The organism is Pseudomonas sp. JUb42 (assembly GCF_024807945.1).
Lineage (GTDB): Bacteria > Pseudomonadota > Gammaproteobacteria > Pseudomonadales > Pseudomonadaceae > Aquipseudomonas.
Genome location: NZ_JANUFD010000016.1, coordinates 121348 through 137144, shown reverse-complemented (window position 1 = coordinate 137144; position 15797 = coordinate 121348). Strand labels below are relative to the sequence as shown.

Here is a 15797-nt window from a genome sequence, read left to right as displayed (position 1 = left end):
GTGTAGCAGCTTCTCTTACGATTCATAGCTGAATAAGCTCTGAATCCTGCTGACCTGGCGCCCCTCAAGGAGAGTTCCTGTTTTTTGGGGTTCAACGCCCTAGAAAAGAAACCTTTGCATGCGCTTCAAACGAACGAGCTCTCAAAAAAAATTGGTAAATCCGCTGCACGCAGCGCGTGTAGCACCTAGTCAAATAACGGCAAAAACGCCTCATCCTCCAAGGCCTTGAATTGGCTACGTAGTCCACGGTGTGCATTCAACAGCTGCTCAATTTTTCGCATGCTAAATCACCTGTTTAGCTCAGGTAAATCCTACCTCAAGTACGTATCTGTGATCTCAGGACGAAAATGCCCAACCTCCTGTGACACCACTTGCTTCGCCCGATCACGATCACCCAGGAGAACCTGAAGCTCTCTATGTCTTTCCTGAGCATAGGCATGACGTAGACCATGGCCCCCGTTGCTGAAATCAAGCGCTGCTTTGCTGGCTGCGGTGAACGATTGTGACCATGCCTGGCCTGCACCAATGTCGTAGTGCGAGGTGTAATGAATCTTACGATCAATCCGTATAACCGCTTCATCCAGACGATGCGCCTCAAGTCGTGCCGCCAAGCTATTTGGAATACTGACTTCTCGAATTAACCCTCCCTTGCCAATCACCGTGTAACGAATACCAGGCCGAAATTTCACAGGGTCAGCTGGTCGGTCGCTCATAGGTTGTTCTTCAACCGGTCGCAACGTGAATAACTCATGGGCTCTCAAGCCGGCTGCTGCGGCCAATTCTGTGCTCAATGCGTTACGTGGCGTCTGGTGTTCAATGACTAAACTCCACTGCTCCGCGGTGTAGTTTCGGCTGACTAAAACTTGCTGCTTGACTGCCTTGATAACCGGCAGTCGGTTCTTTTCGCTAAATCTCCCAGTAGCCCTCAACACGGCCTGTAGCGCTTGGCGATCCCTATCCAGCGTCTTCTGCCCAACCAAAGCAGCTCGCTCATTCAGATACTGCTTGGCAGCTTTAGGCGTCAATTCAACTAGAGAACCGCGTCCGTTGCGTTTAAGCCATTCGGCAGCGAGTCTTAAGCTTGCCTCGTAGCTGTGGGAGGTACCTAAACTGGCTAAGCGACCTGAGTTGTACATTGCTTTGCTGAGCGCAACAGCCTGCGTCTTAGCTTTGGCAAATGTTCGTCCGTTTTTGGACTTTTGCTTAACGACAAAATGGACGTTATTTTTTTTCATGATCAGCCTTCATTGCTCTACGAACAGAACTGAGGGAGGTTTTCACACCTTCTTCTATTAGCGAGTCATAGACTTGAATAGCGCTATATCCACATATTTGCCGATGCTTGATTATCCCTAGGTAGAAACTCAGGTGAGCCTTGTAATTCCTTTTTTGTCGTCGAGCTGAAATTTTTGTTCGGTAATAGTGGTATTCATAGTCAACGGCTACGCGTTCAAAAATCAATGTACTCTTGACGTTTTTGTAGATTGAACGAGCGATAGCACTTTTACAGACAGATAGCTTATGGCTTTCAAACAACCACAGCTGGATCATTTCTAGGGTGTAGCGTTGGCGATGACGGTAGAAAATCGCATCGCGGTAGGGAGAAAGCTTGTCATTCATAGTGTTGGCTCATGCTGTAAGTTACAGCAATCACTAAAGCATGAGGAATGTTGAGCTGCACCTCAAAAGGGCGCTCGAAACTTCCTGCTTGTGATTCCGACATTCAATGAATGCCTAGCCCCGTTTCAGTCGGACTTATTCGGTGACAAACGACTTTGGGTCATTGCAACGATGCGCTCGAAAGCACTCTCACTGTTTGCTTCTCACTGCCAAACTCAACTGAGTTTCGAAGTCAGTAGACCTCGCCTGGGTTACGCGCCCTGGTTACAACTCAATTTTATGTCAGGAGTTAGACATTGCTTTTGCTACTAATTGAAAGGGCGAAGCAGACCTCTCAACTAAGCCATTGCTGCAACCAGAACGAATGGCTAGGCCGTTTGGGGTTTCGACTAAGCACTGGCTCAGTCGGACGCGGTGATGGGCAGCAATGGCTGCTCATTCCCGGCGCCTCCCATGATCAGTTCTGCAGAAGTGTCTGCTGAACCAATCCTTGTCGACAAGCAATAGCTTGAACACAAGCGGGGTGAGTTCGTTCGAACTCAAGCTGCGATGCCAGTCTGCTTTGACTGAGCCAAAGCCGTCAATGCAGAAATTGAAGTGCCATATCGATTTTGCTTTTGACCGCGGGACGCGGCTCTGTATATGGTGTTGAGCGAAGCGAACCACCCTGACAGAGCCGCGTGCTTCGCACGCAGCAGCGCGTAAAGCTCTGCTAGACCCGCCAAAGGTTTCCGCATGCGTGAACTTTTCGCAGGATTTTTGAGCTGCTACTAATTGACGGACTCCCTCAGAAAATTACTCACCGAAATTGCGCACCCCAGTTTGGCTCGCAAGAAATAAATGACCGCGGCATTCTTGATTCTCAATTCAGGTGGAGATTTGGGATGAGTATTCGCAGCGTATTGAAAATGATGGAACGGCTCAGCGAGGTGCCGTCAAAGCGCAAGCCAAAAAAAAGAAAGGCTGTAAAACCGAAAACCTCCTCAAAGGACGGTAATTCCAATGGCTAACATTTTCCGAAAAATACGCGGCGCATCTGATCGCGAAAGTGCCAAATCCGTGTATAGCGTACTTAGCGGGACTAGCCGTCTCCACCTATTAGCTATGGCGATTACGGTTGTTCTATGCGGCGGATTGGCACAATGGGGTGAAAGCCAAATACCGCTATTGGGGAGTCTCCCTGGCCTTGCTATTGGGGGAACGCTTCTGCATTTCATTTCTTCATCAGCTTCGATAAAAAAGGGATAGTCGGCTCATGGGCGCAGATTCGTTAGCCAACATGGAATGGCTGTTCGGCATGTTCGAGAAGGTGTCGGATTTTCTCATAGTATCGACTGCGCCATTAATGATAATTCTAGGACAAGCCATTAACCAATGGATTGAGTCTATTTCATATATTGCCATAGGTCTTTTGTTCTACAGAATTTTTACCGACGGCCCTATAAAAGCATTCTTTGTTACTTCTGGGATTTTGCTGATTGTGGTATGGGGGTTGCAACCAGCGACTATAGTTCTCTCGGGAGGCTCAACAGTCCAAGCAACATATGTTCAACGGGTTGGCTATACACTCGTCATGAGCATCAATAAGTCAATAAATGGCGCAATCAGCAAAGTTGGTGCGTCGCTTAGTACTGACGGTGCATTTATTCCTACGGCTGCACTGATTGATTACAGCGTAGAAAGAACGGCCAACCAATACAAGAACAGTGATTTGGGGCGATTGATTAGAGACTATAACGCACAATGTTCACCGAAACCAAACATGTTCACGAAGGGGACAGGTAACGCAACTATTGAAGACTACCACGCAGTAGGTTTGCTAGGCGGTTCAGGTTTAGGTATACCTGAAGACCAAATTAGTAGGTTGGCTCAATTAAAAATTTTGGGCAATGGTGCCGTATCCATTGCTACTGCTCTTGGCCCGTGGTCCAGCTCTACCAGTGGCGGCGATGTAGTGAGTAAGTTTTTGGACGCAGGGGCAGCAAGAAGTCGCCGTGCAAATGGACTTGCTGCACTGGAGAATATCGATAGCCCATTTGTGCCCACTAAACCTTATATGTTGCCAACCTCGGACTATTGGATTGGTCTGATGAACGGTAAGGCTGACACCCAGCCGAGCTATCTAAGCATTTCCGCCGCGCCGTCTGATATCCAGGACGCATTAGAGAAAAATGTGGGCTCTTGGTATCCCGACGAGGGAGGGGCCGCCGCCTCTTTAAATTACAACCCTGGCACTTGCGTGGAAGCTTACAAGGTCGCTCAGTTCGCAGCTGAGCAAGCTTATAAAGGCCTGGTCGAAACGGGTGATATGAAAGCCTCGGGGGGGCAGTCTTCCACGACCGAAGCAGGAGCGTTAGCTGCAGCTCGTTCCTGGATGCGTGTTCAAGAAGCCACCCTTGCTGGAGGAGATGATAAACAGCCAGGCGTGGTTAACAGCATGCTCAGCGGGACTATCGCTAGCTGGCAAATGGGCAAAAATTTTTTGCAATGGTTTGATCTGCAGACGTTGCTGCCACTTTATGTAGCAGGGATGGCCGGATTATTTTGGCTGACATTAATGGCTGGCCCCATCGCCATTCTTCTTCTGCCTTTGCGCGGGTCGCACGGCGCGACACTGTGGTTGTCGATGCTGATTTTTCCGATGCTTTGCGTGTGTTTCGTCCACCTGATCGCTGTGGCAGCCAGTATCACGATGAAATCGGTAGCGCTTGCACAAGCTGCCGCTGCGGCTGGTTGGCAAGGTGGCGGCGCTGATCTTGACCTTGTTTATGGGTCATTACAGATGGTGTTTGGGGTGTTATTGGCTCTCGGCACATGGATAGCCACGAAGCTAACGGGCGTAGTTGTAGGCCCTCTTGGTGGCGCAGCGAGAGGTTCGGTTGTTACCGGCCAAGAGGCTATTAAATCCACCTATGACGCCGGCAAATTGATCGCAACCAAAGGCGCTGCTATTCAAGGTAACTCGGCGGGGGGCGGTGGTGGTGGCCCGAGAGGCTCCATCAGTACGCAGAAATCAGCCTCCAAGCACACGAGGTTGAGTACACAAACTCAAAGCTCCAGCTCGTATTCCTCAAGTGGAAGCACCGCACAGACCCCAAGTTCGATACGGCGCATCAACCTTGTTCCTCTAAGAGCCAGCAATGATGACTCCAAAGGAAAACGCCGGACGCCTCGGAGCGAAAAGAACCTAAATAAGCCGGGGAAGGGCGATGAATAGCGCCTTTAACTCCTATGTTCGGGTTTCAACTCAGTGCCTGAGATCGGTTTTGAAAAAAGGGATTCTGGCACGCGCTAAACCATGCTTTTTTATCGCTTTTCCATGGCACGAGCATCCGGCAATGACACCTATGAGTCTGTCCTTCGATGATTACCTGACGTGTGATTACGCTGAACGTTGGGAGTCTCCGACGGATCTTCGCTACCTGTTTGACGGCCTAGCGGTCTGGCCAGGCTTTGTATGGATCACAAGAGGCGACCCATACCATCCTCGACCGCAATTAACCGGCGTGAGCGCGTTCATGTGGGAGGAGAGGACGCCTATTGAGATCCGGCTTTTCGAGACGCCACACCTTGATACGGCTACTTGGTACTTGGTCACGGCGGAGATCAATCGCCGCAATCGCTTGGACGATCGTCTCGTCGACATTCATGCCAGTTGGCATCAATCGCTGATCAACGAGCTACCTAAGATCAACGTTGATTATGTCGGTAGGGCCTGACGTGAGGCGGCATCGCTTGATATTCGTTGCCGTTCGAGGTGGTCAGCCTAGCCGAGCCAGTACCTTGCTGGGCCTTTCTAATGCGCGGTGTGCAATTGGGTGCCGGCAGAGGTTGGAACACGACCAGGTGCGGAAGCCCTGTGATGTGCTGGTCAGGTCATCGATGGCCATAGCAGCTCCATATTTTGAAGGAGGATGGAATGGAACGAGCGCGTAATGCACTGCGATCAATTGCATTGCTGACGAACGATGGGCTCGTACGGGAGGCCTTGTTGTGTGCCCTGGAAGAAAACCCGGGGCGCGCTCTACAGAACCTTCAGGCATCGAGCTGGTGGAAAGCACATGAAGGAGGTCCCGAGCTTTTGCACATCGCGTTGAGCGTATGCACGCCGTTGCTTGATGACAATCATGTTGAACGTTTCAGGTTGCGTGCTATTGCCACGTCGACGGCTGATGCCTGGACGCGAGAAGTGATGTTCGAACTACTGCGTGAAAATTTTGAGCAGACGACCTTTGCACTTCAACCATGTGATTCGCAAGAGGAGTCGTAGTAGTAGAAGCATCAAAAATCAAATTTGATTTTTGATGCTGGTCAGTTATGATGTCATTACCGGCCCAAAAAACTGCTCAGTAGGAGGGATAGGTTTGACGTTGTGGAGCAGTCGGTACTGAGGGGTGTTTGGACCTACGGGCCATCATCCCCTTTTATTTCCTTACTTCGAGTTGGTATGTAAAGGGGCGGTAGTTGAAAAATACATATGTGCGGTCGACACGGCATTTGCTGTGCGCTGCGATGATGCTTATTGCATCCAAAAACTCATTCGCTGGCTGGACCGGAGCATCATCAGTAGATGGTAAGCCGGGAACTTGGCAGGAGGTTCACTGCGAGGAAGGCACTGGCTGGCGAAAATGCCAGCCTCCACCTTGCGAAGCTCTAGGGGTTAGCTGGGGGTCATGTGCAGGCACCCTCCCCAAGACTCTTTTGAATCAGCAGGTGACGATTTCAAACATCGTCCCTGGTTACACCGGGTCGGCTACGTTTCAGTGCAAAGATTACGACTTGTATTCCCAATGGACTTACCTTGGTGGCTCCTGCGTACAGGACCTACCCCCGCCGCCCCCAGATTCTGGGGGCGGCGGGGGTGGTATGCCCTCTGGGCCTGTAAGTGTTGGCACTACCTACAGCATCACTGCAATGATTTGTGGTCCTAAGGACTCTAATTATTGGACAGATCCGGCCGATACACCGGCGTTCATCCGCGACATGATCATTGGGCAGTATCGGTCATGGGAAGGAGCCCGCTGCCCAGAGGCGAGCGGTTACATTAATTGGGTAGGCTACGTGAACAAGTATGCTTACCAACTTTGGGCAGGGAGGCCTGGTGTGCCGGATGCAAGTACATATCAAATCGCTTATGAAAGTATGACAAGTCCTGCCATTAATGCAGGAGCTGATCAAACAGGCGAAAAAACGGCAGCTGGTATCGCAGCTGCAAATCATCTTTGTCAGCTGGCTGCAACGGATCAATATGGTGGTAATGCACAAGCTCAATATGTTCCTGGATCCGGGAACCAGTGCATTGTCACAGTAATTTAACGCATAAATTATTATTTTATAAGGACTTAAAGCATGAGCGCGTTAACGATGGATCAAGCCAAGGCTATTGCTGCCGAGGAATATTCAAAATACATCTCAGCCAACGACAGCTATAACTTAAGAGATCACTGGTTCTTATTTTATCAAATGGACAGTATCGCAACAAACTTACATTTTACTCCTGATCAAACGCTGAATTATAAGATGCATAATCTGCTATACTTCATCGAAATAGACAAACCCGGTACTCTCCCTGGGTTCCCGGTGGTCATTGGCAGTATTCTCAACGTAGATGAGTGGCAAGAGACTATTCCATCGAGCCTGGTGGTGAATGTCCTCTACCCAGAAGGCAGTCCTGCAGACAAAGCGGCAATGATCGCCGCGCTCGATAGTGGCCAGATCAGTAAAACCAATTTCACCGCTGCTTTTCTCAAAATCGATCCGAGCACAACCAGTCCGACCATTACGGACGTGATCAAGGCTGCTAACACGGTAGGCTTGCCTGTCAGCTACCCTGACTCAGGTCTGCACGTAGCTGGTATCACCAGCGATCAGCAGGATTTTGTGGTCGCTATGTATGCTGCGGCATTCAACCGCGCACCCGAGTTTGCAGGCCTTAAATACTGGGCAGCCAAGCTGCAGACCGAGTTGGGCTTCGGTACCGACCAGACGACGGCTTATGCAGTAATTTCCAAACAGATGTACATCGATGGTACGGCGAACAAGGAAGGTGGAACAAACCTGACTAGTACGGCGTACGTGGATTACGCCTATCAGAACATCCTGGGACGTGGCGGCGATGCTGCCGGCGTCGCTTATTGGAACGATAAGCTGGCAACTGGGGCCGTTGACCGAGGCAGCTTTGTCGCGAAGTTTGTGGGGGATGCCCTGGGCAACGCCGGCGACGGTGACTTCCTGCAGGCACGTATTGCAGTCTCCAAATATGCTGCTCAAGAACAGGTATCAGGGCCCAATGCCCCTGGCATCGATCTCCATGCAGTGATCCAGAACGTCACCAGTGAAGCCACTGCGAAAAGTGCGATCGCGGCGATCGTCCAAAAATACGGTACCGCTGCAACGGCTCATACAGTCGATCAGTTGTTCACTCTGCTTGCTGGGTGGACTGACACCCACTCGGATGCAGCTGTTACGACTGTCAGCAGTGATGCGATCGCGACGATTGAGCTATCCGGAACAAGCACTTTGCAGGGGCATGACGCTTTAGGTGCCGCAGCAGCTTAAGCGAGGAAGTGCTGGCTTTGGCTTTGGGGGGTATGATCCGCAATCGGACATACCCTTTTTCGTTTGTGTGGAGCTGATGTTTTGCCGCTACTGGAGCCGGAGCAAATTGAGGAGTCTGATATCAAACGCTACGTTGATGAAAGCAGAGTGTTTGAGATTATTGCCCGCGCGTCCGTGGTGGGGGCTTGGGAACTGGTGGTCCGCAGTACACTGGGGGATCAAGTGTTAGCTCGACAACGAGGCGGCGTGCGACAATTTAGCTCTCTCGATGCGATTGCGAACATCGTAAGAAACGCTGGGCTCACTAGATTCAGTGTCGACGTTCAAGGTTGAGTTCCTCAGGGCCTGCTGGCACATCGGGTTGGGAATGGACTATTCACCACGAAGAAAAACCAGGTCCTTTCATAGCAACCTGGTTCGTTGTTAGACTTCCAAATCGAGACGCAAATCTCGATATAAATAGCACCACCACAGCCCTGCCCAGTTAAGACGCTAACCTCGGCTGGTCCAGGGCTTTATTTTTGAGGGCATCGAGGTGGGTGGATTGGCACTCGATGCCCGTGGCTCTTCTCCTAAGTAACTGCATTTTCGGTCTCCTTCTCGTCGTATCGGTTGTCAGCTAATCGTTGCACCACCACAGCCCTGACGAGTCAAAAATCGACCCTCATCTGGACCAGGGCTTTATTTTTGAGGGCATCGAGGTGGATGGATTGGCACTCGATGCCCGAAACTCTTCTCTTACGCATTTTCTTTTGTCCTTTTGCTCCGTTTAGGTTTGCTGGGTGACGCTGGTGGTGGCGGCACAGGATCGCTCGCTGCCTGCTTGGCTGTCTCAGTGGCTGCGGCCTGTTCTGCTTCCCTGACCATTTGCCAATAGGCGCGGATGGCTTCTATATCGCCATATGCACCAATCTCTGGCAGTCGTTCAATGAAACGGCCATATAGGCCATCCTGAACTTTTTTGTGGCTGCGCATCCACTCGACAGCCACATTAGGATTGGTGAGCATCACATAGTGGAATTCGCCGGATGCGCCTGGCTTGGTTGTGATAAACATTAGTTCCCGGAGCGTTTTCATGCGGCGACGCCAGGTGTCCACGGCCCGCTCTCCGAGGAATCCCGCTTCAGCGGCAAAAGTGCTGGGGTTTTCGATAGTGATGACCGGATGATCGGGCATACGCGCCCACAGACAGAACAGCACGTGGCCAGCAGGCTGTCCCTTTGACTGGGCGTCGATGATTTGCATTGCTATAGGTAGTGTCCGAGGAATCGTGCTAAAGCCGTCGTGGGTTTTACGCGTCCATTTCCACTCCTCGGGAACGTCTGGGAAGTGGACCAGCATCAATTGCTGAGCACGCTCAGCCATTGTTAAGCGGCGTGTTGCTGACTGTTTTGCATTGGCCATTGTGTAGCCCTTATCCGTTTTCTGTTGGGTCTAGTTTCTCGGCATTCGTTGACAATGGCAAACCGTCATTACACGTGTATGTCGCGCATTACTATGCACCTGAATTTACGATACAGCCAACTAAATTGCATGAAACAGCTTAATTAAATCAGTCATATTGCGCGATATCGCGCAAAATAAACTAATAAAGTTGATTTATTTCATAACCTTATGGTGATTATTCGGTGCTCGCTGTGCTGAATGTACTCGGCGTGCTGAATGTGCTCGACGTGCTTCTGGGTGTAGGGTGTGGGAAGAGGGGGCTGAGATTCGCTACCCCCCTGAAATTTTCAGAGAAGTCTGTGTTGGAGTGATCTCAGTAGCGGACTTTGAAGGTAGGTGAATCCTCTGCCCGCAATTGCCGGCGATCGTAGATCCGGGTCCTACTGATATTGGCATGCCCAAGCCACGCCTTGTACCTTGGCGATGTCCGCGTCGTTCTCCAAGGCATTGGTCGCTGCCGTGGCCCGCAGACCATGCACGCCCAGACCGGCGACCTCAATGCCGGCGACTTTCGCATAATGTCCCACTACGGTGTAGATGCCATTGGCACTGATGCCCGCACCGGTCGATCGACCGCGCAACGGCACAAACAAGGGTGCCTTGGCCTCGACCAACTGGTGCCTCGACATCTCCAGGTAACCATGAATGCGTTCGGCGGCGACCGGGTGCAGTGGCAGGTAGCGCAGCTTGCCGCGCTTGCCCTTGAGCGTTTCCGGATCTGGCGCATTGAGCAGAACCTTAGCTTGGTGATCACCTAGCGCAGGCGTCTTGCCCTCGCTGGTTTCGATCCTGGGTCGTTTCACACCGTGCACGGGATTGCCGCCAGCGACCGCGTTGTTCTCCAATAGGTGATCGAACAGGCTGGCTAGCGCGGCTAATTTACGGCGGATCGTTGCGCCGGCGAGACCGCGCTGTTCAAGCTGGGCACGCCAGGCCAGCACGTGCGCCCGGGTCACCGCGCGAAATTCCTCTGCTGCAGTCAGTCCGACAAAGCAGCAGAAATCTTCAAGGTCGCCCTGTTACGCACGCCTGGTGCGAGGGTTGTCGATATTGGCAAACCATTCGACCGCAGCCGGAACCTCAGCCAGGTTCTGAAACTGAGCAGCAGTAAGCCGGCGCTCATTTGAAATGATAAGCTTCGACATCCTAAGCTCCTTTCCAATTTTTCAGGTGAATCGCGCGACAGCGCTGCACTACCTCTTCGACTAGGCGATTACGCGGCGAGTCGGTGTAAATCTCCTTCCCATATGAAGGTAGGGCCCCTGCACCGGATTGCAGCACCGCATCCACTTCGAGCGACAGTAGGACCAACGTCCTGAATGCGTTGGGTACCTGGTCTTTTTCAAATTTTTCCCACCGGTCGATCATCGCTACTTCTGCCTTTCCGGCCCTGTCCCACTCTTTGGACTTATGGTGCACCAACGCATTTCGGGCTTTGATAAGGCCTTTCAGGCCATTGATTGCGGGGCCGTCCTCTCTTAGTGACCGGCCACTTACGAGGCGCGGGACAATCATCCACTTACCTAACAGGTCCATCTTGTCCAGATAGTCTGTGGCGATCTTATCCCCTAGCTGGATGGCGGCGAATTCGAACGCCGCTGCTTCAATAGCCATCGCAGAGAACACAATGGTTTTGATCCCATTGCTGGTTTTTCGGTCGTCTTGATTGAGAAATTCACTAGGGTCAAAGCCAGGTCGAAAAAGCCGGGCAGGGTGTGCAACATCATCGAGAAAAAGCGCAAACGCGCTTTCGGCCATTTGTGCGTAGGTGTCCACCATGGTGTCGACCCGAATGAAGCTGTCGCGGATCTGAAACGGCTCTGAACTACTCATCAAGGCCCACCCTATAATTGTTGATAACGTATTTTATCGTTAATTTAAGTCACGATTGCAGCTTAAAATACACAGACTCACAAATGATTCTGTTGTGGTTCTTTTTTGAACCATGCATGATTGGCCGCAACAGCCATCAACCTGGATCAACCAATGACCGACATCCTTTCTCTCATTGAGAACTCTAGAAAAACCAAAAAAGAGTCAATTGCCTCCACCGTCCGTATGCCGGAGAAGCTGTATACCTTTATTGAAGAACTAGCACTTGAACTCGACCTTTCAAAGCACGAGGTCATGCTGAAGCTGCTTCAGCAAGGGGCCGACGCTGCCGAACAAGCCCTGAAAAAGGTTGGAGAGTCGGAGCCTAAATTCACTACTGGTTTTCATATCTTGAACACCAACAAAGCTCATAGTGATGAGGATCATGACTGGATGTTGACATACCGAGCCGCCGCGGCGTTCTACGAGCCCTGGAAGCTGAACATCAACCGTATTAAAAAGGATGAAGTGGTCTTTTTGTACGAAAACGGCAAAGGCATCGTGGCCTATGGGCGAGGGACCGGTAAGGTTCAAATGCGTGACCACGAGGGTAACGATGACGAATGCCACTACCAGGTCCTAGATGGTTTCAAGATCCTTGAGCATCCTCTTTCAGCCGCAGCCATCAAGAAGGTGCTAGGGCGGAATGTTGTATTTCTAAGAGTCATGTCAGGCATGCCCGACGGGCAAAAGGTGCTTGAGGTGCTCGACTCGATGCCGGCGCGATCTTGATCAATGATTGATAACCCACTGCAGGTCTATCGCTTTCTCTGCAGCCATATAAATTTTTACTTAGGTCCTGGCAATCTAGCTTGGGACTAAGTCCGAGACTGGAGGCTAGTTATGACCCCTACATTTTTGCCCACCGAGTATCACCTTGAGGTCTACGAGGAGTCATTCGTCAACGACAGCAGCTGGCTGATCCAGAGCTCGACTCCGTTTTCTGGTATTGCGGTCGGGGACTTTTTCGCTCACCAATCGCATGATGGATGGCACGGGGCACCGAATACCGCGACGGAAAAATTTGTGATTCAGCAAATTGAGCATGGATTTTGGACTTGCAGTACCCATAACGCCCATAAGCTGATGCTACTGGTGAAAAAGGTTCCGTACAGTCACTAATGTTTATACCTCTCGATGCGCCAAGAAGCCTGCTGTTGCAGGCTTCTTGTGTAAAGTGGTCGTGACTTTCAAATATCGAACACTCCCTGATATGTAAAGTACACCTCAGCAATTCAGTGCAGCACTACTGCAGTCCGGGACCGGCGAAAATGACCTTGCTTTCCAGGTGAGCGTTTCACAGTGAAACACCCCGCTCTAGAGAGTACGTCTCAGCGATCCGGCGCAGCGCCGCTGAAATTTCGCACTAGTGAAAAAGACGTCTTCTTCTTGGAAGTGTTTCACAGTGAAACACTTCCTCCTTTGTAGAGTACGTCTCAACGGCTCGGCGCAGCACCGCCACAGTTTCGGACCAACGAAAAATATGTCCCCCCAGGGGGCGTTTCACAGTGAAACACTCCGACTGTGTAGAGTAGGTCTCAGCAACTCGGCGCAGCATCGCTGCAGTCTCGCGGTCGCCGCGATCGTGCCGTGCCATGGTCAACAACCACGTTGCGGCTTGGATTACCGGACCCCTGCTGGTGTGCTTGCTGATGATGACTGCTATCTATCGGCCAGTAATTATTTGGACCGAATCGAATACGGAGTGTATTGAGCAGCACATGCAACTATGCCTCTAGCGGAGGCAGCCTATGGTGAGTGGAGAGCAGATGCCCAGCCCGATCGAAACAGTCGCTGCACTGATCCGTGACGCAAAGCGAATCGTGGTGTTCACTGGCGCCGGCATCTCGGCCGAAAGCGGCATACCGACCTTTCGCGACCCAATGACAGGCATCTGGGCCCATCATGATCCGGAAAAGCTGGAGACGGCCGACGCGTTCCGCAAGGATGCAGCGCTGGTTTGGGGCTGGTACATGTGGCGGCGGGCCCATGTCGCGGGTGCTGTGCCGAATGCGGCACATCTTGCCATCGCGCAATTGGCCAGGGTTCGGGAAGTGACGGTCGTTACCCAGAACATCGACGACCTTCATGCTCGCGCCGGCTCAACAGATGTCATCCATCTGCATGGAAGCCTTGCGCAGCCCAAATGCTTCGCCTGCCATCGAACCCCAGCCGCCCTACCCTTCGAAAACCCGGTCACCAGTGAAGGTCTGAGGATCGAGCCGCCGCGCTGCCCCCGCTGTAACGGGAAACTACGCCCGGGCGTCGTGTGGTTCGGCGAAAACCTACCGGCTGCGGCCTGGAAGCGGGCGGTTCTGGCCGCTAAAGAATGCGACGTTCTGCTATCGATCGGCACGTCGGGCGTGGTCTTTCCGGCCGCCGAGATTCCCATCGTTGCGCATCACGCCGGTGCCTGCGTCGTGCACATCAACCCTGCACAGGTTGCCCAGCCGAGCAGCCGAGAGTTTTGCCTGATCGGACGCGCGGCAGAACACGTCCCAGCTCTCGTTTCGCTTCTTGGGCCGGCTGACCTGCCGAGTTGAGAAACCGCGGCTACGACATACCCCCATAGAACAGCGAAATCTTTGGACTTTCATGCTGGCTCTCCGCATCTCGTGACGAGATGCGGGACATCCATCATAGTTAGTTTTTCCCGTTCGGAGGCGAAGCGCTATGGCTAGAAAAGAGCAACGACTTGAGGCGACGCTTGCTAGGGCCAAGATCGAGATTCTTGCTGGAGGACACTTCTTAACCCCAGATTGCCTAACGTTACGTCATGACGGAGAACTAGATCAGTTCACGATGTCGCTTAAGCAAGCAGAGGCGAATCGGAGGATCTTTTCAGTTGAGCACCAAGGCCAACCGCTCTATCCAGACTACGCGTTCTCGGAAAATCAGGGATGGAATTTGCTACCAGGCCTAGCCCTTGTGATCACAACACTGCAACCAACGCTAGACGGCTGGGGAATGGCTTTCTGGTTTAGGTCTCCAAATTCATTTTTGGGGGGCAAGCGTCCGGAAGATCATCTGCACCAGGAGCTGGAAAAAGTGTTGGCTGCAGCCCGCGAAGAGATTGCAAAGACCATGCCAGGCTAGTCAGCGGATCATCATAATTCGAAGGTTCCTAAGGCCCATACAACAGCCTGGGGAAACCGAGCTTCAGCAGAGTCGGTCGCTAGGATCCGCTGATTGGCTTTGTGCGCCATTTGGAACAGGCTCAACGCTATTCGTATCAACTCGTGACGGGTAAAGCCTCAAGAAGTCTGAATGGTGTTCAGTGAGCGCGTGGCAAACTCACTGTTTAGGTGCGAAGGCCGGGCGGTAAAGGAGCGATGCCGAAAGGTACAACAGCGGTACAGCGCTCAGTTTTCATAAAACAGAAAAGACTGGGATATCCTCCGTGTTTTCATGAGGTTAACCCTTTTGTACTCTTCCCAAGAATGTCCTAGACTTGCTTAGCCTCGGGGCATTATCTGGCGACTCATAATCCTTTGGTCCACGGTTCGAGTCCGTGTGGGCCCACCAACTTGAAAGCCGCGCATTGCGCGGCTTTCGTCGTTTTTAAGACTCAACTTTCTCGCCTTCATAATCCTGAAAACGGTCGAAGCGTCCACAATACGTCCACCTGACTCGTTCTCGATCAACGATCCAGCTCGTCGAAGGACAACACAGATCGAGCGTGCGCCAAAAACTCTCCCGAATCCTCGAGCATTTCAACCACGTACTCACCCTGACGATTGTGGTAACCCAAAATTACGTCCACAAGATGCTCACGTTGGACCATATAGGCTGCGCTTACCTTGAGTTGGCTGGCGTACTCTGAACCGGGAAACATGGCCGACCGGCCTCCCAGCGCACGGTCCCAGGCCTCGTTCTGGTGCCGCAAAAACTCGATAAAAAATTGTTGTTGCTCAGCCAACTCATTTCTGACGCCCCTTGGGCGACCGTCCTCGTGTTCGATGCCAAAAATATAAGTGGCGCCTTGGGACTCAACAAACATTACGTCCCTGAACACCTGGCACTTTCCCTCTGGATTGCACGCTTTGATATCAGCTATCCATAGTTCGTCAGAATTGCTATCCGGAAATTTCACAGCCAAACGCGGGGTCGAGGCCGCGTAAGCGATTGCAGGCAAGAGAGCATCATTCATACTTCGTTCCTCCCAATTGAACGATTTGCTAATTGCATCAGTGTCGTTTTGACCGCAATGAAGAGAATACTCAAATGGCGGCCTGCGACATCTTCGTGCCGAACCATCGGCGGTAGCTGTATCCCACTGAACGCTTAGCCCTTCAACACCT

The 15797-nt window shown here is 51.9% G+C and carries 14 protein-coding genes and 1 pseudogene; 9 read left to right on the top strand and 6 right to left on the bottom strand.

Annotated features, from left to right (window positions below; all coding sequences use genetic code 11):
* Positions 1-311: 311 nt before the first annotated feature.
* Both M2401_RS27340 and M2401_RS27335 read right to left on the bottom strand, forming a co-directional pair.
* Positions 312-1235: a site-specific integrase gene (locus M2401_RS27340; RefSeq protein ID WP_259108383.1), complete on the bottom strand. Its 924-nt coding sequence runs from the start codon at positions 1233-1235 to the stop codon at positions 312-314.
* Complete coding sequence (locus M2401_RS27335) at positions 1222-1620, bottom strand: hypothetical protein (RefSeq protein WP_259108381.1); 399 nt, start codon at positions 1618-1620, stop codon at positions 1222-1224. Before M2401_RS27335 ends, M2401_RS27340 begins: the two co-directional genes overlap by 14 nt.
* Before the next feature lie 1255 nt (positions 1621-2875).
* On the opposite strand from M2401_RS27335, the gene M2401_RS27330 reads away from it, so the two are divergent.
* The 5 genes from M2401_RS27330 to M2401_RS27310 all read left to right on the top strand — a co-directional run bounded on the left by M2401_RS27330 (position 2876) and on the right by M2401_RS27310 (position 8178).
* On the top strand, positions 2876-4837 hold the full coding sequence (locus M2401_RS27330) for a hypothetical protein (protein ID WP_259108379.1): 1962 nt from the start codon (positions 2876-2878) through the stop codon (positions 4835-4837).
* Positions 4830-5339, top strand: a complete 510-nt coding sequence (locus tag M2401_RS27325) for a hypothetical protein (RefSeq protein WP_259108378.1) — start codon at positions 4830-4832, stop codon at positions 5337-5339. Before M2401_RS27330 ends, M2401_RS27325 begins: the two co-directional genes overlap by 8 nt.
* A 200-nt stretch (positions 5340-5539) precedes the next feature.
* A complete protein-coding gene (locus tag M2401_RS27320) occupies positions 5540-5890 on the top strand; it encodes a hypothetical protein (protein WP_259108376.1) in 351 nt (116 codons plus the stop codon).
* Between the two features lie 833 nt (positions 5891-6723).
* Positions 6724-6936 carry a hypothetical protein gene (locus M2401_RS27315; protein WP_259108374.1) on the top strand — a complete coding sequence of 71 codons (213 nt, stop codon included), beginning with the start codon at positions 6724-6726 and terminating at the stop codon, positions 6934-6936.
* 33 nt (positions 6937-6969) lie between these two features.
* Entirely contained in the window at positions 6970-8178 is a 1209-nt protein-coding gene (locus M2401_RS27310) for a DUF4214 domain-containing protein (protein ID WP_259108372.1), read from the top strand.
* A gap of 738 nt (positions 8179-8916) precedes the next feature.
* Here M2401_RS27310 and M2401_RS27305 read toward each other — a convergent pair.
* From M2401_RS27305 to M2401_RS27295, 3 genes and pseudogenes are all read right to left on the bottom strand, one after another.
* A complete protein-coding gene (locus M2401_RS27305) occupies positions 8917-9582 on the bottom strand; it encodes a hypothetical protein (protein ID WP_259108370.1) in 666 nt (221 codons plus the stop codon).
* Between the two features lie 355 nt (positions 9583-9937).
* Positions 9938-10769: pseudogene (locus M2401_RS27300) on the bottom strand (tyrosine-type recombinase/integrase).
* Position 10770: 1 nt separating this feature from the next.
* Positions 10771-11457: a hypothetical protein gene (locus M2401_RS27295; protein WP_259108368.1), complete on the bottom strand. Its 687-nt coding sequence runs from the start codon at positions 11455-11457 to the stop codon at positions 10771-10773.
* Positions 11458-11610: 153 nt separating this feature from the next.
* On the opposite strand from M2401_RS27295, the gene M2401_RS27290 reads away from it, so the two are divergent.
* The 4 genes from M2401_RS27290 to M2401_RS27275 all read left to right on the top strand — a co-directional run bounded on the left by M2401_RS27290 (position 11611) and on the right by M2401_RS27275 (position 14592).
* Positions 11611-12228, top strand: a complete 618-nt coding sequence (locus tag M2401_RS27290) for a hypothetical protein (RefSeq protein ID WP_259108366.1) — start codon at positions 11611-11613, stop codon at positions 12226-12228.
* A 111-nt stretch (positions 12229-12339) separates the two neighbouring features.
* Complete coding sequence (locus tag M2401_RS27285) at positions 12340-12618, top strand: hypothetical protein (RefSeq protein WP_259108364.1); 279 nt, start codon at positions 12340-12342, stop codon at positions 12616-12618.
* Positions 12619-13265: 647 nt separating this feature from the next.
* Positions 13266-14039, top strand: a complete 774-nt coding sequence (locus M2401_RS27280) for an NAD-dependent deacylase (protein ID WP_259108362.1) — start codon at positions 13266-13268, stop codon at positions 14037-14039.
* Positions 14040-14169: 130 nt separating this feature from the next.
* Positions 14170-14592, top strand: a complete 423-nt coding sequence (locus M2401_RS27275) for a hypothetical protein (RefSeq protein WP_259108360.1) — start codon at positions 14170-14172, stop codon at positions 14590-14592.
* Between the two features lie 544 nt (positions 14593-15136).
* Here M2401_RS27275 and M2401_RS27270 read toward each other — a convergent pair.
* Positions 15137-15646: a hypothetical protein gene (locus M2401_RS27270; RefSeq protein WP_259108359.1), complete on the bottom strand. Its 510-nt coding sequence runs from the start codon at positions 15644-15646 to the stop codon at positions 15137-15139.
* Between the last annotated feature and the right edge of the window lie 151 nt (positions 15647-15797).

Coding starts and splice junctions, on each gene's coding strand:
- M2401_RS27310 (WP_259108372.1), top strand. CDS start 6,970: ATGAGCGCGTTAACGATGGATCAAGCCAAGGCTATTGCTGCCGAGGAA.
- M2401_RS27340 (WP_259108383.1), bottom strand. CDS start 1,235: ATGAAAAAAAATAACGTCCATTTTGTCGTTAAGCAAAAGTCCAAAAAC.
- M2401_RS27290 (WP_259108366.1), top strand. CDS start 11,611: ATGACCGACATCCTTTCTCTCATTGAGAACTCTAGAAAAACCAAAAAA.
- M2401_RS27325 (WP_259108378.1), top strand. CDS start 4,830: ATGAATAGCGCCTTTAACTCCTATGTTCGGGTTTCAACTCAGTGCCTG.
- M2401_RS27330 (WP_259108379.1), top strand. CDS start 2,876: ATGGGCGCAGATTCGTTAGCCAACATGGAATGGCTGTTCGGCATGTTC.
- M2401_RS27280 (WP_259108362.1), top strand. CDS start 13,266: ATGCCCAGCCCGATCGAAACAGTCGCTGCACTGATCCGTGACGCAAAG.
- M2401_RS27335 (WP_259108381.1), bottom strand. CDS start 1,620: ATGAATGACAAGCTTTCTCCCTACCGCGATGCGATTTTCTACCGTCAT.
- M2401_RS27305 (WP_259108370.1), bottom strand. CDS start 9,582: ATGGCCAATGCAAAACAGTCAGCAACACGCCGCTTAACAATGGCTGAG.
- M2401_RS27295 (WP_259108368.1), bottom strand. CDS start 11,457: ATGAGTAGTTCAGAGCCGTTTCAGATCCGCGACAGCTTCATTCGGGTC.
- M2401_RS27320 (WP_259108376.1), top strand. CDS start 5,540: ATGGAACGAGCGCGTAATGCACTGCGATCAATTGCATTGCTGACGAAC.
- M2401_RS27285 (WP_259108364.1), top strand. CDS start 12,340: ATGACCCCTACATTTTTGCCCACCGAGTATCACCTTGAGGTCTACGAG.
- M2401_RS27270 (WP_259108359.1), bottom strand. CDS start 15,646: ATGAATGATGCTCTCTTGCCTGCAATCGCTTACGCGGCCTCGACCCCG.
- M2401_RS27275 (WP_259108360.1), top strand. CDS start 14,170: ATGGCTAGAAAAGAGCAACGACTTGAGGCGACGCTTGCTAGGGCCAAG.